The sequence below is a fragment of the Citrobacter sp. CK185 genome, from assembly GCF_030333565.1.
In the GTDB taxonomy this organism is placed as follows: domain Bacteria; phylum Pseudomonadota; class Gammaproteobacteria; order Enterobacterales; family Enterobacteriaceae; genus Citrobacter_B; species Citrobacter_B koseri.
On the sequence record NZ_JAOWFR010000025.1, the window covers coordinates 170,077 to 192,115 of the forward strand.

Sequence of the window (22,039 nt, forward strand, 5' to 3'; positions counted from 1 at the left end):
GAATTAACGGATCTCTACCATGGCGCGACCGCCACGGGCGTCAACCAGTTCACCAATCGCCGTCAGTTCAATACCAAACTCCGCCGCGGTGACTTTCACTTCCTCTACCGCGTCCGGCGTGACCGCCAGCAGCAGGCCGCCAGACGTTTGCGGATCGCACAGCAGATCACGCACCTCGCGCGGCATGTCGCCCATCAGATGGCCATAGCTGGCGAAATTACGCTCCGTCCCCCCCGGCACTGCGCCAAGTTTAATGTACTCTTCGACGCCCGGCAGTTTTGGAATGTCCTGATAGCAGATCCGCGCCTGCACGCCTGCGCCCTGGCACATTTCGCTGAGGTGCCCCAGCAGACCAAAACCGGTCACGTCGGTCATTGCTTTCACGCCGTCGATATGGGCAAACGACGCCCCCGCAATGTTCATCCGGCACATCACTTCTGTCGCCAGCCCCTGATGTTCCGGCTTGAGCAGTGATTTTTTCTCGGCGGTGGTCAACACGCCAATGCCCAGCGGCTTGGTGAGGAACAGTTTGCATCCGGCCTGCGCGGTGCTGTTTTTCTTCACGCGCTCGGTCGGCACCACGCCGGTGACAGCCAGACCGAAAATGGGCTCAGGCGCGTCGATAGAGTGCCCGCCCGCCAGCGCAATACCCGCCTGACGACAGGCAAAACGCCCGCCTTCGGTGACTTCCCGGGCAATTTCCGGCGACAGTTTGTTGATGGGCCAGCCCAGAATGGCGATCGCCATAATCGGTTTGCCGCCCATCGCGAAGATATCGCTGATGGCGTTGGTCGCCGCAATACGGCCAAAATCAAACGGATTATCGACAATCGGCATAAAGAAGTCGGTGGTGCTGATGATGCTGGTGCCATTACCCAGGTCGTATACCGCCGCGTCATCGCGGGTTTCATTGCCCACAAGCAGGTTCGGGTCGACAAACTTCGCCTGCTCGCTGTGCAGGATGGTTTCCAACACTTTAGGGGAAATTTTACAACCGCAACCGGCTCCGTGGCTGTATTGCGTTAAACGAATAGCGTGCTCGCTCATGGACATCTCCTGTCATTGCAATCGGGCTATGGTAGCGCTCATTCCATGACGTGGTAAGAGAGAGTGTCTGAATTCCGGCGTCTTTGCTCATAATCCAGACAGTTTTGCCGAATAATCGGCAGGCGCTCATCGAAAAAGCCGCCTGCCGGGGCCATGACGCTTAGAAATACGTCACGAAAGGCGTCGGGTCCGGTACGCTGATGGTCGTTGACGCTTTCAGCTGCGGCGTGCCCAGATAGAGGAAGCCCACAATTTTATCCTGTGCGCGACAGCCGAACGCCTCGCGAACCACCGGGCTTTCGGTTAACGCGCCGCTGCGCCAGATGCCGTTGAAGCCTTGCGCAATCGCCGCCATCTGCATCGCCATAACCGCACATCCTGCTGACATCTCCTGCTCCCACAGCGGCACTTTGTGGTTCTCCTCGCATTTCGCCACCACCGTGATGATCAGCGGCGCGCGAAATGGCGCGGTGCGCGCTTTCTCTATCGCTTTCTCATCGCCTTCCGCCGCAATGGCGCCCTGCTCCAGAACAGCGCTGAAGCGCTCACGCCCCTCACCTTCAATCACAAAAAAACGCCAGGGTTGCAGGGATTTGTGATCGGGTACGCGCATGCCCGCGCGCAGAATATTTTGTAACTGTTCACCCGCAGGCGCGGGCTCGGCCAGACGAGAGGCGCTACGACGGTTTACAAGTAATTCGAGTGCGTCCATTTGGTTAACTCCAGCAATGATATTTATTCACAAAATTAACACGAGAGGGGATTTAGTTACAGCACAGGCAGTGATTCCTGCTGACAAGTGCCTGCCTGGTCATTACGATACCCACATCTTATACGCTTTCTCTCTGAGTATGACGGAGATAGCGGAATGTTAATCTGGTAGGGAGAATACATGCGAACCCTGTGGCGATTTATTGCCGGATTTTTTAAGTGGACATGGCGACTGCTGAATTTCGTCCGGGAACTGGTGCTCAACCTGTTCTTCATCTTTCTGGTTCTGGTGGGCGTCGGTATCTGGATGCAGCTTAGCGATGGCAACACCAGCCAACAAACTGCACGCGGCGCGCTGCTGTTGGATATTTCCGGCGTGATCGTCGATAAACCGTCCAGCACCAACCGCCTGGGCGTCATTGGCCGACAGCTGTTTGGCGCCAGCTCTGACCGCCTGCAAGAAAACTCACTGTTTGATATCGTCAACACCATTCGTCAGGCGAAAGACGATCGCAATATCACCGGCATCGTGATGGATCTGAAAAACTTCGCGGGCGCCGATCAGCCTTCCATGCAGTACATCGGGAAAGCGCTGCGCGAATTTCGCGATAGCGGCAAGCCGGTCTTTGCCGTAGGCGACAGCTACAGTCAGGGGCAATATTACCTGGCGAGCTTCGCCAATAAAATCTGGCTTTCTCCGCAGGGTACGGTCGATCTGCACGGCTTCGCAACCAACGGCCTGTATTACAAATCCTTGCTGGATAAGCTGAAAGTCTCCACGCACGTCTTCCGCGTCGGCACTTATAAATCCGCCGTGGAACCGTTTATCCGCGATGATATGTCGCCTGCCGCGCGCGAAGCGGACAGCCGCTGGATTGGCGAGCTGTGGCAAAACTACCTGAACACCGTTGCGGCGAACCGTCAGATCCCCGCGCAGCAGGTCTTCCCTGGCGCGCAGGCTATGCTCGACGGGCTGAGCAAAGTGGATGGCGATACCGCGAAATACGCGCTCGACAACAAACTGGTGGATGCGCTGGCGTCTAACGCCGAAGTGGAAAAAGCGCTGACCAAACAGTTTGGCTGGAGCAAAGCAGAAAACAACTATCGGGCCATCAGCTATTACGATTATTCGCTGAAAACGCCTGCCGATACCGGCGACGGTATTGGCGTTGTGTTCGCCAATGGCGCGATTATGGACGGTGAAGAAACACCGGGCAACGTCGGCGGCGACACGACAGCGTCGCAAATCCGCGAGGCGCGCCTGGACCCGAAAGTGAAAGCGATTGTGCTGCGCGTAAACAGCCCCGGCGGCAGCGTCAGCGCCTCTGAAGTCATTCGCGCCGAACTGGCCGCTGCGAAAGCCGCAGGCAAGCCGGTTGTGGTGTCGATGGGCGGAATGGCGGCATCCGGCGGTTACTGGATCTCCACCCCGGCAAGCTACATTGTGGCGAACCCGAGCACCCTGACAGGCTCAATCGGCATCTTTGGCGTTATCAACACCGTTGAGAACAGCCTGGATTCGATCGGCGTGCATACCGATGGCGTCGCCACCTCGCCGCTGGCGGACGTTTCTGTCACCAAATCGCTGCCGCCTGAAGTGCAGCAGATGATGCAGCTCAGCATTGAGAATGGCTACAAACGCTTTATCACGCTGGTTGCCGATGCGCGTAAGAGCACCCCGGCGCAGATTGATAAAATCGCGCAGGGGCATGTCTGGACCGGTCAGGATGCAAAAGCGAATGGTCTGGTAGACAGTCTGGGTGACTTTGACGACGCCATCGCCAAAGCCGCAGAGCTGGCTAAACTGAAGCAATGGCATCTTGAGTATTATCAGGATGAACCGACATTCTTCGACAGAATCATGAACAGCATGTCCGGCTCCGTGCGCGCGATGCTGCCGGAAGCCATTCAGGCGATGCTCCCGGCGCCGCTGGCGACAGCCGCCAGCGCGGTAAAAGCAGAGAGTGATAAACTGGCTGCCTTTAACGATCCACAAAACCGTTATGCGTTCTGCCTGACCTGCGCGAACGTGCGCTAAATTGCCATTGCCGGATGGCGATGCTATCGCGTTTTATTCGGCCTACGAGTTTCGCGTAATTTGTAGGCCGGATAAGGCGCAACCGCCTCCGGCAATATAAGAGACTTCACTTCGTAAGAACATTGCCATGCAGAAGAAATCGATTTACGTTGCCTATACCGGCGGTACGATTGGTATGCAGCGCTCGGAACAGGGTTACATTCCAGTATCAGGCCATCTCCAGCGCCAGCTGGCGCTGATGCCCGAATTTCACCGCCCGGAAATGCCGGACTTCACCATTCATGAATATGCCCCGCTGATGGACTCATCCGATATGACGCCGGAAGACTGGCAGCATATCGCAGAAGACATCAAAGCGCGTTACAACGACTATGACGGCTTTGTCATCCTCCACGGCACGGACACGATGGCGTTCACCGCCTCGGCGCTCTCCTTCATGCTGGAGAATCTGGGTAAGCCGGTAATTGTGACAGGGTCACAAATCCCGCTGGCGGAGCTGCGCTCCGATGGGCAGATTAATCTGCTGAATGCCCTGTATGTCGCCGCGAATTACCCCATCAATGAGGTCACCCTCTTTTTCAATAATCGGCTGTTTCGCGGCAACCGCACGACAAAAGCGCATGCCGATGGCTTTGACGCGTTCGCCTCCCCCAACCTTCAGCCGCTGCTGGAAGCCGGAATTCATATCCGTCGCTTAAGTACGCCGCCCGCACCGCACGGCGAAGGCGAGCTGATTGTTCACCCAATCACGCCGCAGCCTATTGGCGTCGTCACCATTTATCCGGGAATTTCTGCCGAAGTGGTGCGTAACTTCCTGCGCCAGCCGGTAAAAGCGCTGATCCTGCGTTCTTACGGCGTCGGCAACGCGCCGCAGAACAAAGAGTTCCTCAAAGAACTGGAAGATGCGAGTTCACGCGGTATCGTGGTGGTTAACCTGACGCAATGCATGTCCGGCAAGGTGAATATGGGTGGGTATGCCACCGGCAACGCGCTGGCGCATGCTGGCGTGATCGGCGGCGCGGATATGACCGTTGAAGCAACGCTGACTAAGCTGCACTACTTGTTAAGCCAGAATCTGGATACACAGACCATTCGTACCGCGATGACGCAAAATCTACGCGGTGAACTGACGCCAGACGAATAAGGAACTTTTCATGACGACCCGGGCCTTACTACTGGTTGATTTGCAGAATGATTTTTGTGCCGGCGGCGCACTGGCCGTCCCTGAAGGCGACAGCACCGTGGACGTAGCAAACCGTCTTATCGCCTGGTGTAAAGCGCGCGGCGACGCGGTGATCGCCAGCCAGGACTGGCATCCTGCCGGACACGGCAGTTTCGCCAGCCAGCATCAGGCGCAGCCCTACAGCCAGGGACAACTGGACGGTTTAGCGCAAACCTTCTGGCCCGATCACTGCGTACAAAATAGCGACGGCGCGGCCCTGCATCCCCTGCTCAGGCAGAACGCCATCGACGCGGTTTTCCATAAAGGCGAGAATCCGCAGGTGGACAGCTACAGCGCCTTTTTTGATAACGGACGCCGCCAGAAAACCGCCCTGGACGCCTGGCTTCGGGAGAACGGCGTACAGACGCTGATCGTGATGGGGCTGGCGACCGATTACTGCGTGAAGTTTACCGTGCTGGATGCGCTGCAACTGGGTTATACGGTGAATGTGATTACCGACGGCTGTCGCGGCGTGAATATTCAGCCGCAAGACAGCACGCACGCCTTTATGGAGATGGCGGCCGCCGGCGCCACGCTGTATACGCTGGCTGACTGGGAAGAGACGCAGGGTTAGGTGTTCTTACTGCCTGATGGCGCTTCGCTTATCAGGCCTACTGGTCATCGCTTTGTAGGCCTGATAAGCGAAGCGCCATCAGGCTACCAACAAAAAAGCGCTACATTACAGTTTCAGCGTCGCAATCGATTTTGGCGCAATACCAAAATCCTCTTTCAACTGCTGCTTACTTTTCATCACCATCTGACCGTTGGTATCAATGGTCATATGCTGCGCGTCGGTATTGTGCCGCGCCTGCCAGAGCATCACCAGTTGCATGCTGTTCTCTTTTTGCTCCGGCGTCAGCGCAACGCCATCCGGCCATTTTCCCAGCTCAACGGCGCTAGATAAGCGCTGATAAACTTCCGGCGTCATGCTGTCGATCATCTCATCAAGATTCATGATAAGTCCGCTCCTGTGGAATAATTTGCTGAATCGTTTTTTCAGCCCTTAGTTTGTTCGCCGTTTTCATCATCGGTGAAGCTTAATGAGGCCGAATTGACGCAATAACGCTCACCCGTCGGCTGTGGGCCATCCGAAAAGACATGTCCCAGGTGCGCATCACAGTTGCCGCAGCGAATTTCTATACGCTGCATCCCGTGGGAAAAGTCCTTAATGTAACGGATAGATTCTTCACTGACCGGCTCGTAAAAGCTCGGCCAGCCGCAGCCGGAATCATACTTGGTTTGGGAATGAAACAGCGGCGCGTCGCAGACCAGACAGTGGTAGACGCCATCACGCTTATTATGCAGCAAACGCCCGGTAAATGGCGGTTCTGTACCGTGATTCTGCGTCACGTAGAATTGCATTTCGGACAACTTTTTTTTCAGATCTTCCGCAGAGGGTTGATTAGCCATTTGCTCACATCTCGCTTTAGCCATACTCACATTGCGTGACCGATTCTAACAAAACATTAACACCCCAGTGTGAACTTTTGTTCTAAACTTGATCCTTGCGAAATGGCAGCTTATGAATCGTGATCGAAATCACGTTTTTATCTCAGTTGCCCTTTAAAATTCGGGGCGCCGCCCCCATGTGGTTTCAAGCCGAAAGGAAGAGTGAGGCGAGTCAGCCGTGCAAAGCTTGTACAGAGGATTGATTTGTCGCAATGATTGACACGATTCCGCTTGACGCTGCGTAAGGTTTTTGTAATTTTACAGGCAACCTTTTATTCACTAACAAATAGCTGGTGGAATATATGACTATCAAAGTAGGTATCAACGGTTTTGGCCGTATCGGTCGCATTGTTTTCCGTGCTGCTCAGAAACGTTCTGACATTGAGATTGTTGCAATCAACGATCTGTTAGACGCTGAATACATGGCTTACATGCTGAAATATGACTCCACTCACGGTCGTTTCGATGGCACCGTTGAAGTGAAAGACGGTCATCTGATCGTTAACGGTAAAAAAATCCGTGTTACCGCTGAACGTGATCCGGCTAACCTGAAATGGGACGAAGTTGGTGTTGACGTAGTTGCTGAAGCTACCGGTATCTTCCTGACTGACGAAACCGCACGTAAGCACATCACTGCTGGCGCGAAAAAAGTGGTTCTGACGGGCCCGTCCAAAGACAACACTCCGATGTTTGTTAAAGGCGCTAACTTTGACAAATACGAAGGCCAGGACATCGTTTCCAACGCATCCTGTACCACTAACTGCCTGGCGCCGCTGGCTAAAGTTATCAACGACAACTTCGGTATCATCGAAGGTCTGATGACCACCGTTCACGCGACCACCGCTACTCAGAAAACCGTTGACGGCCCGTCTCACAAAGACTGGCGCGGCGGCCGTGGCGCAGCTCAGAACATCATCCCGTCCTCTACCGGTGCTGCTAAAGCGGTAGGTAAAGTGCTGCCGGAACTGAACGGCAAACTGACTGGTATGGCGTTCCGCGTTCCGACTCCGAACGTATCCGTTGTTGACCTGACCGTTCGTCTGGAAAAAGCGGCTTCTTACGAAGACATTAAGAAAGCGATCAAAGCTGCTTCCGAAGGCCCGATGAAAGGCGTTCTGGGTTACACCGAAGACGACGTAGTCTCTACCGATTTCAACGGCGAAGTGTGCACTTCCGTGTTCGATGCTAAAGCAGGTATCGCGCTGAACGACAACTTCGTGAAACTGGTCTCCTGGTACGACAACGAAACCGGCTACTCCAACAAAGTTCTGGATCTGATTGCTCACATCTCCAAATAAGTTGAGATGAGAAATTGATCCCAAAAGGCGACCTCCGGTCGCCTTTTTTTATGGCTAAGAGTTTTCAACTCCAAGGATTGCATCATGATTAACACAATTTTCGCTCTCCCGGTCATCGAACAAATTACCCCTGTCCTCTCCCGCCGCCAGCTCGACGAGCTTGACGTGATCGTCGTCGATCACCCGCAAGTTAAGGCGTCTTTTGCACTCCAGGGCGCACATTTGCTCTCCTGGAAACCAGCAGGCGCCGAAGAAGTGCTGTGGCTGAGCAACAACACGCCGTTTAAAACAGGCGTTGCGCTGCGTGGCGGCGTACCGATCTGCTGGCCGTGGTTTGGCCCCTCTGCGCAGCAGGGTCTGCCGTCTCACGGCTTTGCCCGTAACCTGCCGTGGGCGCTGAAAGCCCACAACGAAGACGACAACGGCGCGGTACTGACATTTGAACTACAGAGCAGTGAGGCAACGCGCCAGTACTGGCCGCACGATTTCACCCTGCTTGCGCGCTTCAAAGTGGGTAAAACCTGTGAGATCGAACTGGAGGCCCACGGCGAATTCGAAACCACGTCTGCCCTGCACACCTACTTTAACGTCGGCGATATCGCCGCAGTTAAGGTCAGCGGCCTTGGCGACCGTTTCATTGATAAAGTGAACGACGCCAAAGAAGATGTGCTGGCAGACGGCGTCCAGACGTTCCCGGATCGTACTGACCGCGTTTACCTGAACCCGGAAGCCTGTAGCGTTATCCATGATGATGCGCTGAACCGCAACATTGACGTCATCCACCATCACAACATTAACGTTGTGGGATGGAACCCTGGCCCGGCACTCGCCGCCAGCATGGGCGACATGCCGGATGATGGCTACAAAACCTTTGTCTGTGTGGAAACGGCTTACGCCACCGCGCCGCAAAAAGCCAGCGAAGAAAAACCGTCTCGCCTGGTGCAAACAATTCGCGTCGCAAAACGTTAAGGGTTGACTGATGCCGGATGACGATGCTGACGCATCTTATCCGGCCTGCAACCTGTCGGCGCCGCCGTCTGCATACATCTCTGCGCTGGCATTCTCACCCATGTACCACGTCCTGTCATCGCATCCTCCCCATCAATGCACCACCGTAAAGCAAAACAGAGCGCAAGCGCCCTGTTTTGATGCACGAATTGCACTGTAAAAATGCACAATCAGAACTTATAGGTGATCCCGGTTGAGATCAGGCCGGTCCAGGATTTATCAACCATCGGGCTGTCGGTCACTTCATCCGACAAACGGGTATAACGCGCTGTACCGTAAACGCTCCAGTCCCCGAGGAAGTTGTAGTTAGCGCTGATTTCCAGGTACGGGTTCCAGCCGCTTTCTGGATCGTAGCTACGCAGGCCGCTGCGCGAGGACTCTTTGCGCGAAACGCCATAGTAGTATTCGTTCTGGTTTTCGCTGTTCCACTGCACGCCAATGCCCGGCGTCAGCGTCAGAGCGCCATTGGTATAGCGGTACAACCAGGCCAGATCCCACACGATGCCGTTGCTGTTATCCAGCGTATCGCCCGCCAGCGTGGTGCGCAGGAAACCGTATTCGGTATTGTGGATGTAAGACAGGCCCGCCATCATGGTGCTCTTACGCTTGTCGAGTTCACGCAGTCGGCGATCGTCGCTGTCGCCTGGCTTAAAGTACAGCGGAGACCAGTACGCGGTAATCGACAATTTATCCGCTTTGTCGTTCCACAGGTAGTATCCGCCGCCCAGCCCCCGGAACCAGAAGTTATCACTTTCATAGTTGATAACCGGCACCGGATACACATCAGCATCGTAATCTTTGTAAGGATGTTCAACCACACCAACGCCAGCGCCCAGCGTCAAGTCGTTTTCAGCTTGCGCTACGCCAGCTGATGTGGCGATAAGCACGCCAAATGCCAGAAGTTTGAGTTTGGTCACAATCCATATTCCTTATTCAAATGTTTAGCGCCAAAAGTGTAACTGCCAATACGTTTCAACCCAACTATTTTACTTATTCGTTTCACTCTCTGTAACCGGTTAATTTCTCAATAGTGGATGACAGTTTGCTTGCAGTCGGATGAACGTGGGATGACTTTCATCTCTTTTCTTTACATAACCATGCACTTTTAGCGGATGAGTTATTGATATGCCATTGAAATTCATTTATGCGCACAGGCAAGTTTTGCAAATGCCATCTACGCTTAATTTTAAGAAGGTGTATCACCGGGCACGTTGATCTCTTGCTCTGCGTTGTGGCATGAGAGTTGCTGTTTATCAGTAGAGACGTCGTTCAGTTACCTCTTCCGGGAGCCTCTACTATTCATATGAACGGCTCTTACCATGTGCTAAAAAACGAAAGGACGGCATACCATGAATATATTCGATCACTATCGCCAGCGCTATGAAGCTGCCAAGGACGAAGAGTTCACACTGCAGGAGTTTCTTACCACTTGTCGGCAAGATCGCAGTGCTTATGCCAACGCGGCAGAGCGGCTACTGATGGCTATTGGTGAGCCTGTCATGGTCGATACTGCCCAGGAACCTCGACTTTCTCGACTCTTTTCGAACCGGGTCATCGCTCGCTATCCCGCATTCGAAGAGTTTTACGGCATGGAAGACGCGATTGAACAGATTGTCTCTTATCTGAAACACGCGGCTCAGGGGCTGGAAGAGAAGAAACAGATCCTGTATCTGTTGGGGCCTGTAGGGGGCGGTAAATCGTCGCTGGCCGAGCGACTGAAATCTTTGATGCAGCATGTGCCTATTTATGTTCTGAGCGCCAACGGTGAGCGTAGTCCGGTAAACGATCACCCGTTATGCCTGTTTAATCCGCAGGAGGACGCGCAGATTCTGGAAAAAGAGTACGGCATTCCTCGCCGCTATCTCGGCACCATTATGTCGCCGTGGGCCGCGAAACGTCTGCATGAGTTCGGCGGGGATATTACCAAATTCCGCGTCATCAAAGTCTGGCCGTCCATTCTGGAACAGATTGCTATCGCCAAAACAGAACCCGGCGATGAAAACAACCAGGATATTTCCGCGCTGGTCGGCAAGGTGGATATTCGTAAACTCGAACACCACGCGCAAAACGACCCGGATGCCTATGGTTATTCCGGCGCGCTGTGCCGCGCTAACCAGGGGATCATGGAGTTCGTCGAGATGTTTAAAGCACCGATTAAAGTGCTGCATCCTCTGCTGACCGCCACTCAGGAAGGTAACTATAACGGGACGGAAGGTATCTCCGCCCTGCCGTTTAACGGTATTATTCTTGCCCACTCGAACGAATCCGAATGGGTGACTTTCCGCAACAACAAAAATAACGAAGCCTTCCTCGACCGTGTTTACATCGTGAAGGTGCCGTATTGCTTACGCATTTCCGAAGAGATCAAAATCTACGAGAAGCTGCTGAATCACAGTGAGCTGACTCATGCGCCATGCGCGCCGGGTACGCTGGAAACCCTGTCGCGCTTCTCGATTCTTTCTCGTCTGAAAGAGCCGGAAAACTCGAGCATCTACTCGAAAATGCGCGTCTATGATGGCGAAAGCCTGAAAGATACCGACCCGAAAGCGAAGTCCTATCAGGAATACCGGGATTACGCCGGCGTCGATGAAGGGATGAATGGTCTGTCCACGCGTTTCGCGTTTAAGATCCTCTCCCGCGTGTTTAACTTTGACCATGCCGAAGTGGCCGCCAACCCGGTGCATCTGTTCTACGTACTGGAGCAGCAGATCGAGCGCGAACAGTTCCCGCAGGAGCTGGCTGAGCGTTATCTGGAGTTCCTGAAGGGTTATCTGATCCCGAAATACGCCGAGTTTATTGGCAAAGAGATCCAGACCGCCTATCTGGAATCCTATTCCGAGTACGGACAGAACATTTTTGATCGTTATGTCACCTATGCGGATTTCTGGATTCAGGATCAGGAATACCGTGACCCGGATACCGGCCAGCTCTTTGACCGCGAGTCACTGAACGCTGAACTGGAGAAAATCGAAAAACCGGCGGGCATCAGCAACCCGAAAGATTTCCGTAACGAGATCGTCAACTTCGTTCTGCGTGCCAGAGCGAATAACAGCGGTCGCAATCCAAACTGGACCAGTTACGAAAAACTGCGCACGGTTATTGAGAAGAAAATGTTCTCGAATACCGAGGAGCTGCTGCCGGTGATTTCGTTTAACGCGAAAACCTCAACCGACGAGCAGAAAAAACACGACGATTTTGTCGACCGCATGATGGAGAAAGGTTATACCCGTAAGCAGGTTCGCCTGCTGTGCGAATGGTATCTGCGCGTACGTAAATCGTCTTAACAGCATAAATGGCCCGGAAAATTTTATCCGTTTACCGGGCCAACAATTCTTTTGTACGCGAAATCATTCAAGAGGTATCAAGGCGGCAAATGAGTGAATCCCCAGGAGCGTACATAAGTACGTGACTGGGGTGAGCGAATACAGCCAACGCAGAGACAACTTGAAGGATGAAGCGTAAGTTGGCAAATGCAGTACGGGGGGCTTATGACCTGGTTTATTGACCGGCGTCTTAACGGTAAAAACAAGAGCATGGTGAACCGCCAGCGCTTCTTACGCCGTTATAAAGCGCAAATTAAACAGTCGATCTCCGAGGCCATTAATAAACGTTCGGTGACCGATGTAGAGAGCGGCGAGTCCGTTTCAATCCCGACGGATGACATCAGCGAACCGATGTTTCATCAGGGACGGGGCGGCTTGCGCCATCGCGTACACCCCGGCAACGATCATTTCGTACAGAACGATCGCATTGAGCGTCCACAAGGTGGCGGCGGTGGTTCCGGGAGTGGGCAAGGCCAGGCCAGTCAGGATGGTGAGGGTCAGGATGAATTCGTCTTTCAGATTTCCAAAGATGAGTATCTGGATCTGCTCTTTGAAGATTTAGCGCTGCCTAATCTGAAAAAAAATCAGCAACGGCAGCTTACTGAGTATAAAACCCACCGCGCGGGTTTTACCTCCAACGGCGTTCCGGCCAACATCAGCGTGGTGCGTTCCCTGCAAAACTCTCTGGCGCGCCGCACGGCGATGACTGCGGGTAAACGTCGGGAGCTGCGCGCGCTTGAGGACGACCTGGACATCATCACCAAAAGCGAACCCGCGCAGTTGCTGGAAGAGGAGCGGCTACGTAAAGAGATTGCCGAACTGCGGGCAAAAATCGACCGTGTCCCCTTTATCGACACCTTTGATTTACGCTACAAAAATTATGAAAAGCGCCCTGACCCTTCCAGCCAGGCCGTGATGTTCTGCCTGATGGACGTATCCGGCTCGATGGATCAGGCCACCAAAGATATGGCCAAACGTTTTTATATCCTGCTCTACCTGTTCCTCAGCCGAACCTATAAGAACGTTGAAGTGGTCTATATCCGCCACCATACGCAGGCAAAAGAGGTGGATGAACATGAGTTCTTCTACTCCCAGGAAACCGGGGGCACTATCGTCTCCAGCGCCCTGAAATTGATGGATGAGGTAGTGAAAGATCGCTACGACCCGGCGCAGTGGAATATCTACGCGGCGCAGGCTTCGGATGGCGATAACTGGGCAGATGACTCTCCGCTGTGTCATGAGATTCTGGCGAAAAAACTGCTGCCGGTGGTGCGCTATTACAGCTATATCGAAATCACCCGCCGCGCCCACCAGACCTTATGGCGCGAATATGAGCATCTGCAATCGACTTTTGATAACTTTGCGATGCAGCATATCCGCGACCAGGATGATATCTATCCGGTCTTCCGTGAACTGTTCCAGAAACAAAGTACGACAAGTAAAGACTAGAAATCAGTCCGTCAGGTCAGTAAAAAGCCAGAACCGTGTTCTGGCTTTTCTTTATTTCCCCTTAACCGAACAGCAGGCAATGTAATTCAACTGATGGCGCTGTGATTTAAAGAAGCGAAACATCTTGATAAAACGGCTGCGATTGTCACGGATGCACAGCCCGTTATAAACAATTTTAAGCGCCCCTTTCAGCCCTTCATCGCGAATCAACCCTCGCGGAGACATCAGCGACATTTCACCGTTCTGCTGTAAAACCTGCTCAAACCCGGAATCCAGCAACAGATCGCGCCAGCCTTGTTTGGTCATCGGACTTACATTCGATTTCACCACATGCTGAAGCTGGTTCTGCTCACCTTCCGCCAGCTTCTGGCTGGTCAGCATAATATCGTGCGTTAAGAGACGGCCACCCGGCTTCAGAACCCGATAATATTCACCGATCAGCTTTGCTTTCGCTTTGTCGGCATACATGGTGAGCATGGCCTCGTTAATCACGACATCAAAACTGTTATCGGCAAAGGGTAAGCTGTTGGCATTGGCGGCCATGACATGGATGTGATTTTCCAGCCCGTGCGCCGCGACATTGTTCCGCGCGTTTGCCAGCGCGTTTTTATCCATATCGATGGCGTAGACCGAACAACCAAAACGTTGCACCAACTCAATGGCGGTCGTCGCCATATTGCATGCCACTTCCAGCACCTGGCTGCCCGGCGTCAGCTGAGACTGGCTGAACAGCCACTCCGTCGCCTCAATGCCGCCCGGACGCAGACGGGTTTTGCCCAGGCTTGCTAAAAATGTATGGCCCGCTTTTTCATTCGCACTCATCGCGCACCTCCTTCCTGATAAGTTGCATTATAAATACAACATTAAGAGAAAAAGGGGAAGTATGAGAATGATTTTTATTTCACAACACAAAAGAGGACGAAGGCGCTGTTAGAGAGAACATCACCACTGTGATAAACTGAAGCGTCGCCCTTTGAAAACTGTTATTCATCATGAAATTGCATCATAAAGCGCTCAGGCTCTTTATCTCCGCAAGCGTCATTGTACTGACGTCCTCTTTTCTGGCTTATGAATTGATCGCCAGTGACAGGGCGATGAATGCCTATATGGGCTACATCATCGAAAAGGCAGACTCTTCATTTTTGTATGACAAGTACCAGAATCAGAGCATTGCAGCTCATTTAATGCGCACGTTCACGGAGCCCAAAACACCGCCATCCGATGAACAACAATATGCGTTATGCCGCGGATTTGAAACAGGTCGCAATACCCACGGCATCAATCTCACCACTCATAATAACCCATCGCTACATGGAACACTGCAAACCGCCGAGGCAAACTGCGCGATCGTAGCTGACGACGCTCCTCTGTTGTTCGCTTTTGATCAGGCGGTGGCCGCGAATCGTAACCAGAAGGATTATGGTAAAGGGCTGGGCACTGTAGAAGATAAATTCCACTACTATCTGGATATTAAAAAACGCTACGTCTATTTCTATAACCTGATTGACTCCAGACAATTTTTTATGCACCACTGGTCTTTTCTGCGAAAAGGAACACTGGGAATCAACCGTAACGATATTGATGGTCAATTCACAGGGCGAACAGTGCTCTCAAGCATTTATCAGGACGATCTTACTGAAAAAAATGTGATGAGTTTTTTAACTCCCGTTTATCTACATGGAAAGTTAAAAGGCATAGTAATGGTGGATATTAACCAGGATAACCTGAAGAATATTTTTTACACTCAGGATCGTCCACTGGTCTGGCGCTATCTGGACGCGACTCTGTTCGACCTTAATTCAGAGAAAAAAATCATTGTCCATCAGAGCGAAAATAACCTCTTTAATTATGTTAATTATGTTCACGACCTGCCAGGCGGAATCCGTGTCACATTATCTCTCGACATCCTGTATTTTATTGTCTCATCATGGAAACTGTTCGCCTTTTACCTGCTCGTTACCGCTACGTTACTGAACATGGTCAGAATGCATTTTCGCCTTTACCATAATGTCAATCGTGAAAATATCAGCGATGCGATGACCGGCCTCTATAACCGTAAGATCCTGACACCGCAGCTTGAACAGCGGTTGCAGCGACTGGTCAACACAGGCACCTCCGTGACGTTTATCGCCATCGATCTGGATAGGTTGAAAGTCATTAACGACACGCAGGGGCATCAGGAAGGCGATCGCACAATTACATTGCTGGCAAAAGCCATTGAAGCATCGGTGCGTAAAACTGATTACGCAATAAGACTGGGAGGTGATGAATTTTGTGTAATTCTTATCGATTCAATTGTACCGGCAACAACTTTACCTGAGCGTATTGCCAATAAGTTGCGAATCATCGCGCCAGATAAGGTGATTAGTTTTTCCGCTGGACTTTATCATATGCGGCCTGAGGATACGATCCAGGACGCATACAAGGCCTCCGATGAGCAACTCTATCTCAACAAACAACAAAATCATGCACGTTTGTGATACCCTTTTGCCGTTAAAACTTCATCGCAATATTGGGAGTGAATGATGAATGAAGTCGCTAAGGGAATCACGGCTCACCAGCGTTTGATTACCCTTTTATCGCAGGAAGGCGCCACTTATCGTGTACTCAGCCACGAGGCGGTCGGTAAGTGCGAAGCGGTTTCGGAAATTCGCGGCACCGCACTGGGCCAGGGGGCAAAAGCGCTGGTGTGTAAAGTGAAAGGCAATGGCGTCAATCAACATGTCCTGGCGATCCTTTCCGCTGACCAGCAGGCCGATCTCGCCCAACTCGCAAACCATCTCGGCGGACTAAGAGCTTCGCTTGCCAGCCCTGCCGAGGTGGATGCGCTGACCGGCTGCGTCTTTGGCGCAATTCCCCCTTTTAGCTTCCACCCTAACCTGAAGCTGGTGGCCGATCCGCTGTTGTTCGAGCGCTTCAACGAAATCGCGTTTAACGCCGGCGTGCTGGAAAAATCGGTCATTATGAATACCGACGATTACCTGCGCATTGCGCAGCCGGAACTGGTCAACTTTCGCCGAGCGCAATAACGGCTCAGAAACGTCTTTCCAGCACCAGTACGGAAATCACAATCACCGCGGCAATAGCGAAAAATGATGAGGTAATGATCAGCGTTTCAATCAGCATATGATCGTTCATGGTTTCACCCCGTTGCGACAGAGAAAACGGCTCACCTGTTATTGATAAATCGAATTAATGGCAATTTAATGACAGCAAGCCTGGCCTGCCCGGAAAATTCTCCTCAGGTATTCGCCTGAAAATGTGCCGTTATTGATAAAAAAGCCTGTTCACTCACGTATTTGCGCGTACAGTAAGCAGGCTTATCTTTCTCTGGCAAGGAAACCACGATGTTTGATGTCACTCTGCTGATCCTGCTTGGACTGGCAGCGCTGGGCTTTATCAGCCATAACACCACTGTCGCCGTTTCAATTCTGGTGTTGATCATTGTCCGCGTTACCCCACTCAATACGTTTTTCCCGTGGATTGAGAAACAGGGGCTGACCGTCGGGATCATTATCCTGACTATCGGCGTCATGGCGCCGATAGCCAGCGGTTCGCTGCCTCCCTCTACGCTCATTCACTCCTTCGTCAACTGGAAATCACTGGTTGCCATCGCCATTGGCGTCTTTGTTTCCTGGCTGGGCGGGCGCGGCGTTACGCTGATGGGAAGCCAGCCACAGCTGGTCGCGGGTTTACTGGTGGGGACGGTACTGGGCGTTGCGCTGTTCCGGGGCGTGCCGGTCGGCCCGCTCATTGCCGCAGGCCTGGTGTCGCTGATTATTGGGAAGCAGTAAGCCCGGCCAGATAACGGCCTGGCGTTTGCCCCAGCCCCTTTTTAAACATGGTGATAAACGCGGTCGTTGAATCATAACCCAGCGTTTGAGCGACGTGCTGCACGCTGTGTCCGTCAATCAGCGCCTGCAACGCCAGAATAAGCTGCAACTGGTGACGCCAGCGACGAAAGCTCAGGCCGGTTTCCTTTACCACCAGTCGGGCAAGATTGCGTTCGCTCATGGCGAACAGGCTCGCCCACTGCCCCAGCGTTTGCCAGCGGGCTGGTTCACGCGCCATCGTCTCCACCATTTGACGTATTTTGGGATGCCCGGAGACCGGAAGCTGCATCTGCTCCTGTGGTTGCTGCGGAAGCTCATCAAACAAGACCTGTGTCAGGCGCTGCGTCATTGGCTCGGTACGCTGAATATCCGTTCTCGCGGCAAGCGCCAGAATCAGCTCCCGGCACAATGGCGTTATTTTTAGCGTACAGCAGCGATCCGGCATCACGACCGCATCCGGCTCAATAAACAGAAAACATAATTCCGCCCCCGCCGTGACGTGGTTACTGTGGGAAATTTCGCCGGGAACCCATACCGCATACTGTGGCGGCACCATCCACATGGCGCTTTCTACCTCGCAGGTAATGGCGCCATGCAGCGCCAGGATCAGTTGCCCTTTTCGATGGTGATGCAGCGGACTGAAAAGCTCATCTTCGCGAGCGCGAATGCAAAAGGCCACAGCCGCATCATGGTGAAGGTCAGGCTCGTAGCCATCCAGTCTCAGGCCAATCATCATATTGTCCGATTTTAGCGATAAACTGTCATTTTAGCTTGATTGATCCAGAGAGTAAAAACGGTAAGGTATCGCCTCGCCTGTTGATATGAGAAAACAATGACTATTTCCCCTTCATTACGCGGCAAAAACGGTGCATTACTGATTGCCGGTATTCTGATGATTGCGACGACGCTGCGCGTTACCTTCACTGGCGCTGCGCCGTTACTGGAGACAATTCGTGCGGATTACGGGCTAACTACCGCACAAACGGGCCTCCTGACCACGCTTCCCTTGCTGGCTTTCGCGCTGGTCTCTCCGCTGGCGGCAAACATTGCGCGTCGGTTCGGCATGGAACGTAGCCTGTTTGCCGCCATGCTGTTGATTTGCTTTGGTATTGCCGTGCGCTCGCTGCCTTCTGCCAGCTTCCTGTTTACCGGCACAGCCATTATTGGTTGCGGTATCGCGCTGGGAAACGTGCTGCTCCCCGGGCTGATTAAACGCGATTACTCACAGCATGTGGCAAAACTGACCGGCGCCTATTCATTGACGATGGGCGCCGCAGCAGCGGTGGGTTCGGCGATGGTCGTACCGCTGGCGTTGCATGGCTTTGGCTGGCGCGGCGCGCTGTTAATGCTGATGCTGTTTCCCCTGCTGGCCTTTCTTATCTGGCTGCCGCAGTGGCGCAACACGGCCACCGCCAACCTGAGCAGCTCCCGCGCGCTACACTCGCGCGGCATCTGGCGATCCTCCCTCGCCTGGCAAGTCACCTTATTCCTCGGCATTAACTCGCTTATCTATTACGTTATCATCGGCTGGCTGCCCGCGATTTTAATCAGCCACGGCTACAGTGAAGCGCAGGCCGGATCGCTACACGGCCTGCTGCAACTGGCGACGGCTGCGCCGGGACTGTTGATTCCGCTCATCCTGCACCGGTTCAAGGATCAGCGCAGTATTGCCGCGCTGGTATCGCTCATGTGCGCTCTCGGCGCGGCCGGATTCTGGTTTGTGCCGGGGCAGGCGGTGCTGTGGACGATTCTGTTTGGATTTGGCTCTGGCGCGACAATGATTTTGGGTCTGACGTTTATTGGGCTGCGCGCCAGTTCCGCACACCAGGCGGCGGCGCTTTCAGGCATGGCGCAATCTGTCGGCTATCTGCTGGCGGCATGTGGGCCGCCGTTGATGGGTAAGATTCATGATGCCAACGGCGACTGGCACATCCCGCTAATTGGCGTGGCGGTTCTGGCGGTCGCGATGGCGATATTCGGCCTTTATGCCGGACGCGATCGGGAGATCGCAGCAAAATAACCGAACGGGCAGGCATTGACCTGCCCTTGTTTTTATCCCCGTGCGGCTCGCAGCATCGCCTGCACCAGGGGAACGGGTTTTCCCGCCAGCGCGCCACGTTCATGCTGAAAAAGCGTACCAACGAAAAAGGGATGCGTTACCAGTTCCACGGCACGGATGTCTCCCGCCTCATCCCACCCGGTAACCCGCAAATCGCCATTCTCAAGTTCAGCGGCAAAATCCTCTGATACCCCGTAGTTGCAGTGATACCCTTCGGAGATAACGTCCTGCCCGTAGGCTTTGGCGACCAGCGTATTCGCCCTCAGTTCGATATCATCCGTTTTTTCCACCAGCGAGCAGCTCAACGGGGCGATAACCATCCGACCGGAAGCATCAGTTTCGGCGTGCGCCGCATCGCGCCAGCCCAGCACGTTGCGGGCATACTCGAGGATCGCGTGCTGGAATCCGCCGCAGGTTCCCAGAAAAGGAATGCTGTTTTCACGGGCATAGCGAATAGCAATCAATGCCCCTTCGGTATTTTTATAGGGGCTGCCGGGAACAACCCAGATGGCATCATAGCCCACCAAATCTTCGTCACTATTGATGTCGGGCGTCGTCAGCCAGTCATAGTCCGCCATTAACTCCAGCACGGCGGCCGCATCATCAATAGCAAGGGGGATGGCCTGGTGCGCCACGATATCGGGGTTGTAATCACCCACCAGCGCAATACGTAGCGTGTCTTTAACAGGGGAAAGTTCCATGAGGCGTTCCTTATGTCAATGCAATGAGGGACAACATAAGGAACCTCAGACTACCGATCTTTTACTGTTATCACAATCCCTTAAATTGAGGAGGATCGAAGTGCTATAGTGATGACGTTCTACGTTTCAGAAACAGCCTGCTACGTCAGCATGACGCGGCACGATTTTCCGGCAATCAGATTAATGAAGTCATGGCCTGGATTGAGGAGAGAAAAGGATGAAAATTCAGTGTAAACGCGTCTACGACCCGGCAGAAAAAAGCGACGGCTACCGTGTACTGGTTGACAGGCTGTGGCCGCGAGGGGTCAAAAAAACCGATCTGGCCTTTGACGAGTGGGATAAAACGCTTACGCCTTCATCTGAATTACGTAAGGCCTTTCACTCTGAAGTGATTGATTTCAAAAATTTTACTGAGCAATACCGGAGTGAACTCGACCAACAAAAGCAGGAAGGTAAACGGCTGGCGGATATTGCCCGCCAGCAGACGCTGACCCTGCTATATGCGGCAAAGAACACAGAGCAGAATCACGCACTTGTCCTGGCCGACTGGCTACGCGGATTGTGATTCGCACAAAAAATCCGCCAAAACACGGCGCATGCGCAAAGCGATGCGCCGGGTGTCACTTACCGCTGGCAGGATGATCTCTGCGCCAGAGATCCCACTCTTCGATCACTTCTCCGCCGGGCAGTTTGCATTCCGTGCGTACCCCTTGCGGGCTTTGAACGGGCACTCGCGTACCGCCCTTCTGTTCGCAATAGACGGCAGCCGGGTTTGCCATACCTATTTGCGGAGGTTTCGGCGCCTCGGGCTGGGATGACGACGAACAGGCGGAGAGCGCCAACGCGCACGGCAGCGCGACAAACATGAATCTCATATGAACTCCCGTTAACATTACACCCCGACAGGTTAACCCGCCAGCCGTTGTATCTCCATGTTTTCTTGCGATGCGTATCAGAATGAAAAGCGTGACGTTAAAACATCTTTTGTCACGCACGACGCCCTGCTATCCTTGCTCGTCTTCCTATAACGAGAACGGGTGATAGCATGAAATTAGGCATTATTTTTCCTGTCGTAATTTTCATCACGGCGGTGACTTTTTTGGCATGGTTTTTCATCGGCGGCTACGCCACGCCGGGGGCGTAACGATGAAGAAAACGACGCTCATCATGATTGGCATTGCGATTATCGCGGTGGCAGGAACCAACCTGGGCTGGTGGTAACAGGCTTATCAAAATAATAAAGGCCACCAACGGTAGCCTTTTCGCCTTACGAACTACTTCGCTTAACTTTTGATTTTTCTGTAGATAAACAGAACGACAATCGCGCCGATAACCGCTACGGCAAAGCTGCCAAAGTTGAAGCCGTCAACTTTGCCAAACCCGAAGAACGTGCTGATCCATCCCCCTACCACGGCACCGACGATCCCCAGGATGATCGTCATGAAGAATCCGCCGCCATCCTTACCAGGCATAATCCACTTCGCCAGAATACCTGCAATAAGCCCAAAGATAATCCATGAAATAATGCCCATTTTTTCCTCACTTATGTTTGTACGTTAGCGGTTTACTCGCCGTTAAAAAGAATAGCACATCATCAGAGAATTGAAATTTGTGATAAATGTCACTTTTATTATTTTTTCTTTATTCCCATAAAAGTTGGGGTTGCAAGTTTAGATGATAAAGATTATCTTTCTCATTACTGAATAGTTGAGCAAATCACTCAGGTATTCAGTACGACATTGCTCACATTGCTTCCAGTATTTTTGCCCGCCTCACTGAGTGCGGGCTTTTTTTTGACGTTTACTCGTCATTTATGACGAATCCCCTGTCATTTTCTTCATCTTTTCGCAGACAAGCCCCGCCGCGTCTGAGTTTCTGTTTCTGGCACGGTTTGTGCTTTA

23 protein-coding genes and 1 pseudogene are annotated in these 22,039 nt (G+C 52.9%); 13 read left to right on the forward strand and 11 right to left on the reverse strand.

What is annotated here, in order from left to right; genetic code table 11:
• Positions 1-3 precede the first annotated feature (3 nt).
• A complete protein-coding gene (gene selD, locus OGV79_RS13265) occupies positions 4-1,047 on the reverse strand; it encodes a selenide, water dikinase SelD (RefSeq protein WP_286468579.1) in 1,044 nt (347 codons plus the stop codon).
• Between the two features lie 160 nt (positions 1,048-1,207).
• Positions 1,208-1,759, reverse strand: a complete 552-nt coding sequence (locus OGV79_RS13270) for an NAD(P)H nitroreductase (RefSeq protein ID WP_012132658.1) — start codon at positions 1,757-1,759, stop codon at positions 1,208-1,210.
• A gap of 180 nt (positions 1,760-1,939) precedes the next feature.
• On the opposite strand from OGV79_RS13270, the gene sppA reads away from it, so the two are divergent.
• The 3 genes from sppA to pncA all read left to right on the forward strand — a co-directional run bounded on the left by sppA (position 1,940) and on the right by pncA (position 5,592).
• A complete protein-coding gene (gene sppA, locus OGV79_RS13275; protein ID WP_286468580.1) occupies positions 1,940-3,796 on the forward strand; it encodes a signal peptide peptidase SppA in 1,857 nt (618 codons plus the stop codon).
• Between the two features lie 127 nt (positions 3,797-3,923).
• Entirely contained in the window at positions 3,924-4,940 is a 1,017-nt protein-coding gene (gene ansA, locus OGV79_RS13280; RefSeq protein WP_058669022.1) for an asparaginase, read from the forward strand.
• 10 nt (positions 4,941-4,950) lie between these two features.
• Complete coding sequence (gene pncA / locus OGV79_RS13285) at positions 4,951-5,592, forward strand: bifunctional nicotinamidase/pyrazinamidase (protein ID WP_058669021.1); 642 nt, start codon at positions 4,951-4,953, stop codon at positions 5,590-5,592.
• Between the two features lie 105 nt (positions 5,593-5,697).
• On the opposite strand, the gene OGV79_RS13290 is transcribed toward pncA, so the two are convergent.
• Positions 5,698-5,973, reverse strand: coding sequence for a YeaC family protein (locus OGV79_RS13290; RefSeq protein WP_230011209.1), 276 nt, complete (start codon positions 5,971-5,973; stop codon positions 5,698-5,700).
• Between the two features lie 41 nt (positions 5,974-6,014).
• Entirely contained in the window at positions 6,015-6,428 is a 414-nt protein-coding gene (gene msrB, locus OGV79_RS13295; protein ID WP_047457431.1) for a peptide-methionine (R)-S-oxide reductase MsrB, read from the reverse strand.
• Positions 6,429-6,769: 341 nt separating this feature from the next.
• Between msrB and gapA the strand changes: the two genes are divergently transcribed.
• Positions 6,770-7,765: a glyceraldehyde-3-phosphate dehydrogenase gene (gene gapA, locus OGV79_RS13300; protein ID WP_012132666.1), complete on the forward strand. Its 996-nt coding sequence runs from the start codon at positions 6,770-6,772 to the stop codon at positions 7,763-7,765.
• Between the two features lie 84 nt (positions 7,766-7,849).
• A complete protein-coding gene (locus OGV79_RS13305) occupies positions 7,850-8,734 on the forward strand; it encodes a D-hexose-6-phosphate mutarotase (RefSeq protein WP_047457434.1) in 885 nt (294 codons plus the stop codon).
• A gap of 209 nt (positions 8,735-8,943) precedes the next feature.
• Here the strand turns inward: OGV79_RS13305 and OGV79_RS13310 are convergent, their stop codons facing one another.
• Complete coding sequence (locus tag OGV79_RS13310) at positions 8,944-9,690, reverse strand: MipA/OmpV family protein (RefSeq protein ID WP_012132670.1); 747 nt, start codon at positions 9,688-9,690, stop codon at positions 8,944-8,946.
• A 432-nt stretch (positions 9,691-10,122) separates the two neighbouring features.
• Here OGV79_RS13310 and yeaG point away from each other — a divergent pair, with 432 nt between their 5' ends.
• Positions 10,123-12,057 (forward strand): protein kinase YeaG, encoded by a 1,935-nt coding sequence (gene yeaG / locus OGV79_RS13315; protein WP_012132672.1) that lies wholly within the window; start codon positions 10,123-10,125, stop codon positions 12,055-12,057.
• Between the two features lie 204 nt (positions 12,058-12,261).
• A complete protein-coding gene (locus OGV79_RS13320) occupies positions 12,262-13,545 on the forward strand; it encodes a YeaH/YhbH family protein (protein WP_058669020.1) in 1,284 nt (427 codons plus the stop codon).
• A 51-nt stretch (positions 13,546-13,596) separates the two neighbouring features.
• On the opposite strand, the gene OGV79_RS13325 is transcribed toward OGV79_RS13320, so the two are convergent.
• Positions 13,597-14,367 (reverse strand): class I SAM-dependent methyltransferase, encoded by a 771-nt coding sequence (locus OGV79_RS13325; protein WP_049008788.1) that lies wholly within the window; start codon positions 14,365-14,367, stop codon positions 13,597-13,599.
• A 170-nt stretch (positions 14,368-14,537) separates the two neighbouring features.
• Here OGV79_RS13325 and dgcJ point away from each other — a divergent pair, with 170 nt between their 5' ends.
• Together dgcJ and OGV79_RS13335 are read left to right on the forward strand one after the other, a co-directional pair.
• Positions 14,538-16,025: a diguanylate cyclase DgcJ gene (dgcJ, locus tag OGV79_RS13330; protein ID WP_286468582.1), complete on the forward strand. Its 1,488-nt coding sequence runs from the start codon at positions 14,538-14,540 to the stop codon at positions 16,023-16,025.
• A gap of 45 nt (positions 16,026-16,070) precedes the next feature.
• Complete coding sequence (locus OGV79_RS13335) at positions 16,071-16,574, forward strand: YbaK/prolyl-tRNA synthetase associated domain-containing protein (protein WP_012132676.1); 504 nt, start codon at positions 16,071-16,073, stop codon at positions 16,572-16,574.
• Positions 16,575-16,578: 4 nt separating this feature from the next.
• Here the strand turns inward: OGV79_RS13335 and yoaI are convergent, their stop codons facing one another.
• Positions 16,579-16,683, reverse strand: coding sequence for a small membrane protein YoaI (yoaI, locus tag OGV79_RS13340; RefSeq protein WP_096753847.1), 105 nt, complete (start codon positions 16,681-16,683; stop codon positions 16,579-16,581).
• A 209-nt stretch (positions 16,684-16,892) separates the two neighbouring features.
• Between yoaI and OGV79_RS13345 the strand changes: the two genes are divergently transcribed.
• The gene (locus OGV79_RS13345; protein WP_012132677.1) at positions 16,893-17,339 is read left to right on the forward strand and encodes a DUF441 domain-containing protein; all 447 of its coding nucleotides are present in this window, start codon (positions 16,893-16,895) and stop codon (positions 17,337-17,339) included.
• On the opposite strand, the pseudogene OGV79_RS13350 reads toward OGV79_RS13345, so the two are convergent.
• Positions 17,322-18,111, reverse strand: a pseudogene (locus OGV79_RS13350) (AraC family transcriptional regulator); the annotation flags it as partial. The gene OGV79_RS13345 and the pseudogene OGV79_RS13350 overlap by 18 nt on opposite strands.
• A gap of 99 nt (positions 18,112-18,210) precedes the next feature.
• Here OGV79_RS13350 and OGV79_RS13355 point away from each other — a divergent pair.
• Positions 18,211-19,398 carry a CynX/NimT family MFS transporter gene (locus OGV79_RS13355; protein ID WP_134769462.1) on the forward strand — a complete coding sequence of 396 codons (1,188 nt, stop codon included), beginning with the start codon at positions 18,211-18,213 and terminating at the stop codon, positions 19,396-19,398.
• Positions 19,399-19,430: 32 nt separating this feature from the next.
• Here the strand turns inward: OGV79_RS13355 and OGV79_RS13360 are convergent, their stop codons facing one another.
• Positions 19,431-20,138: a CTP synthase C-terminal region-related (seleno)protein gene (locus OGV79_RS13360; protein WP_012132680.1), complete on the reverse strand. Its 708-nt coding sequence runs from the start codon at positions 20,136-20,138 to the stop codon at positions 19,431-19,433.
• Between the two features lie 217 nt (positions 20,139-20,355).
• On the opposite strand from OGV79_RS13360, the gene OGV79_RS13365 reads away from it, so the two are divergent.
• Positions 20,356-20,703 (forward strand): DUF488 domain-containing protein, encoded by a 348-nt coding sequence (locus OGV79_RS13365; RefSeq protein WP_012132682.1) that lies wholly within the window; start codon positions 20,356-20,358, stop codon positions 20,701-20,703.
• Between the two features lie 55 nt (positions 20,704-20,758).
• Here OGV79_RS13365 and OGV79_RS13370 read toward each other — a convergent pair whose 3' ends face one another.
• Positions 20,759-21,013, reverse strand: coding sequence for a putative hemolysin (locus tag OGV79_RS13370; protein WP_024130397.1), 255 nt, complete (start codon positions 21,011-21,013; stop codon positions 20,759-20,761).
• A 170-nt stretch (positions 21,014-21,183) separates the two neighbouring features.
• Between OGV79_RS13370 and OGV79_RS13375 the strand changes: the two genes are divergently transcribed.
• On the forward strand, positions 21,184-21,282 hold the full coding sequence (locus tag OGV79_RS13375) for a YoaK family small membrane protein (protein ID WP_024130398.1): 99 nt from the start codon (positions 21,184-21,186) through the stop codon (positions 21,280-21,282).
• A 139-nt stretch (positions 21,283-21,421) separates the two neighbouring features.
• Here the strand turns inward: OGV79_RS13375 and OGV79_RS13380 are convergent, their stop codons facing one another.
• Complete coding sequence (locus tag OGV79_RS13380) at positions 21,422-21,670, reverse strand: GlsB/YeaQ/YmgE family stress response membrane protein (protein ID WP_012132684.1); 249 nt, start codon at positions 21,668-21,670, stop codon at positions 21,422-21,424.
• Positions 21,671-22,039: the final 369 nt, after the last annotated feature.

What these genes read in the sequence shown, in the direction of transcription:
- msrB (WP_047457431.1), bottom strand. Translation starts at nt 6,428, where the DNA reads ATGGCTAATCAACCCTCTGCGGAAGATCTGAAAAAAAAGTTGTCCGAA.
- OGV79_RS13325 (WP_049008788.1), bottom strand. Translation starts at nt 14,367, where the DNA reads ATGAGTGCGAATGAAAAAGCGGGCCATACATTTTTAGCAAGCCTGGGC.
- OGV79_RS13370 (WP_024130397.1), bottom strand. Translation starts at nt 21,013, where the DNA reads ATGAGATTCATGTTTGTCGCGCTGCCGTGCGCGTTGGCGCTCTCCGCC.
- OGV79_RS13290 (WP_230011209.1), bottom strand. Translation starts at nt 5,973, where the DNA reads ATGAATCTTGATGAGATGATCGACAGCATGACGCCGGAAGTTTATCAG.
- OGV79_RS13365 (WP_012132682.1), top strand. Translation starts at nt 20,356, where the DNA reads ATGAAAATTCAGTGTAAACGCGTCTACGACCCGGCAGAAAAAAGCGAC.
- OGV79_RS13335 (WP_012132676.1), top strand. Translation starts at nt 16,071, where the DNA reads ATGAATGAAGTCGCTAAGGGAATCACGGCTCACCAGCGTTTGATTACC.
- OGV79_RS13345 (WP_012132677.1), top strand. Translation starts at nt 16,893, where the DNA reads ATGTTTGATGTCACTCTGCTGATCCTGCTTGGACTGGCAGCGCTGGGC.
- dgcJ (WP_286468582.1), top strand. Translation starts at nt 14,538, where the DNA reads ATGAAATTGCATCATAAAGCGCTCAGGCTCTTTATCTCCGCAAGCGTC.
- pncA (WP_058669021.1), top strand. Translation starts at nt 4,951, where the DNA reads ATGACGACCCGGGCCTTACTACTGGTTGATTTGCAGAATGATTTTTGT.
- OGV79_RS13270 (WP_012132658.1), bottom strand. Translation starts at nt 1,759, where the DNA reads ATGGACGCACTCGAATTACTTGTAAACCGTCGTAGCGCCTCTCGTCTG.
- OGV79_RS13360 (WP_012132680.1), bottom strand. Translation starts at nt 20,138, where the DNA reads ATGGAACTTTCCCCTGTTAAAGACACGCTACGTATTGCGCTGGTGGGT.
- sppA (WP_286468580.1), top strand. Translation starts at nt 1,940, where the DNA reads ATGCGAACCCTGTGGCGATTTATTGCCGGATTTTTTAAGTGGACATGG.
- OGV79_RS13375 (WP_024130398.1), top strand. Translation starts at nt 21,184, where the DNA reads ATGAAATTAGGCATTATTTTTCCTGTCGTAATTTTCATCACGGCGGTG.
- yeaG (WP_012132672.1), top strand. Translation starts at nt 10,123, where the DNA reads ATGAATATATTCGATCACTATCGCCAGCGCTATGAAGCTGCCAAGGAC.
- OGV79_RS13355 (WP_134769462.1), top strand. Translation starts at nt 18,211, where the DNA reads ATGACTATTTCCCCTTCATTACGCGGCAAAAACGGTGCATTACTGATT.
- selD (WP_286468579.1), bottom strand. Translation starts at nt 1,047, where the DNA reads ATGAGCGAGCACGCTATTCGTTTAACGCAATACAGCCACGGAGCCGGT.
- OGV79_RS13380 (WP_012132684.1), bottom strand. Translation starts at nt 21,670, where the DNA reads ATGGGCATTATTTCATGGATTATCTTTGGGCTTATTGCAGGTATTCTG.
- OGV79_RS13320 (WP_058669020.1), top strand. Translation starts at nt 12,262, where the DNA reads ATGACCTGGTTTATTGACCGGCGTCTTAACGGTAAAAACAAGAGCATG.
- ansA (WP_058669022.1), top strand. Translation starts at nt 3,924, where the DNA reads ATGCAGAAGAAATCGATTTACGTTGCCTATACCGGCGGTACGATTGGT.
- gapA (WP_012132666.1), top strand. Translation starts at nt 6,770, where the DNA reads ATGACTATCAAAGTAGGTATCAACGGTTTTGGCCGTATCGGTCGCATT.
- yoaI (WP_096753847.1), bottom strand. Translation starts at nt 16,683, where the DNA reads ATGAACGATCATATGCTGATTGAAACGCTGATCATTACCTCATCATTT.
- OGV79_RS13305 (WP_047457434.1), top strand. Translation starts at nt 7,850, where the DNA reads ATGATTAACACAATTTTCGCTCTCCCGGTCATCGAACAAATTACCCCT.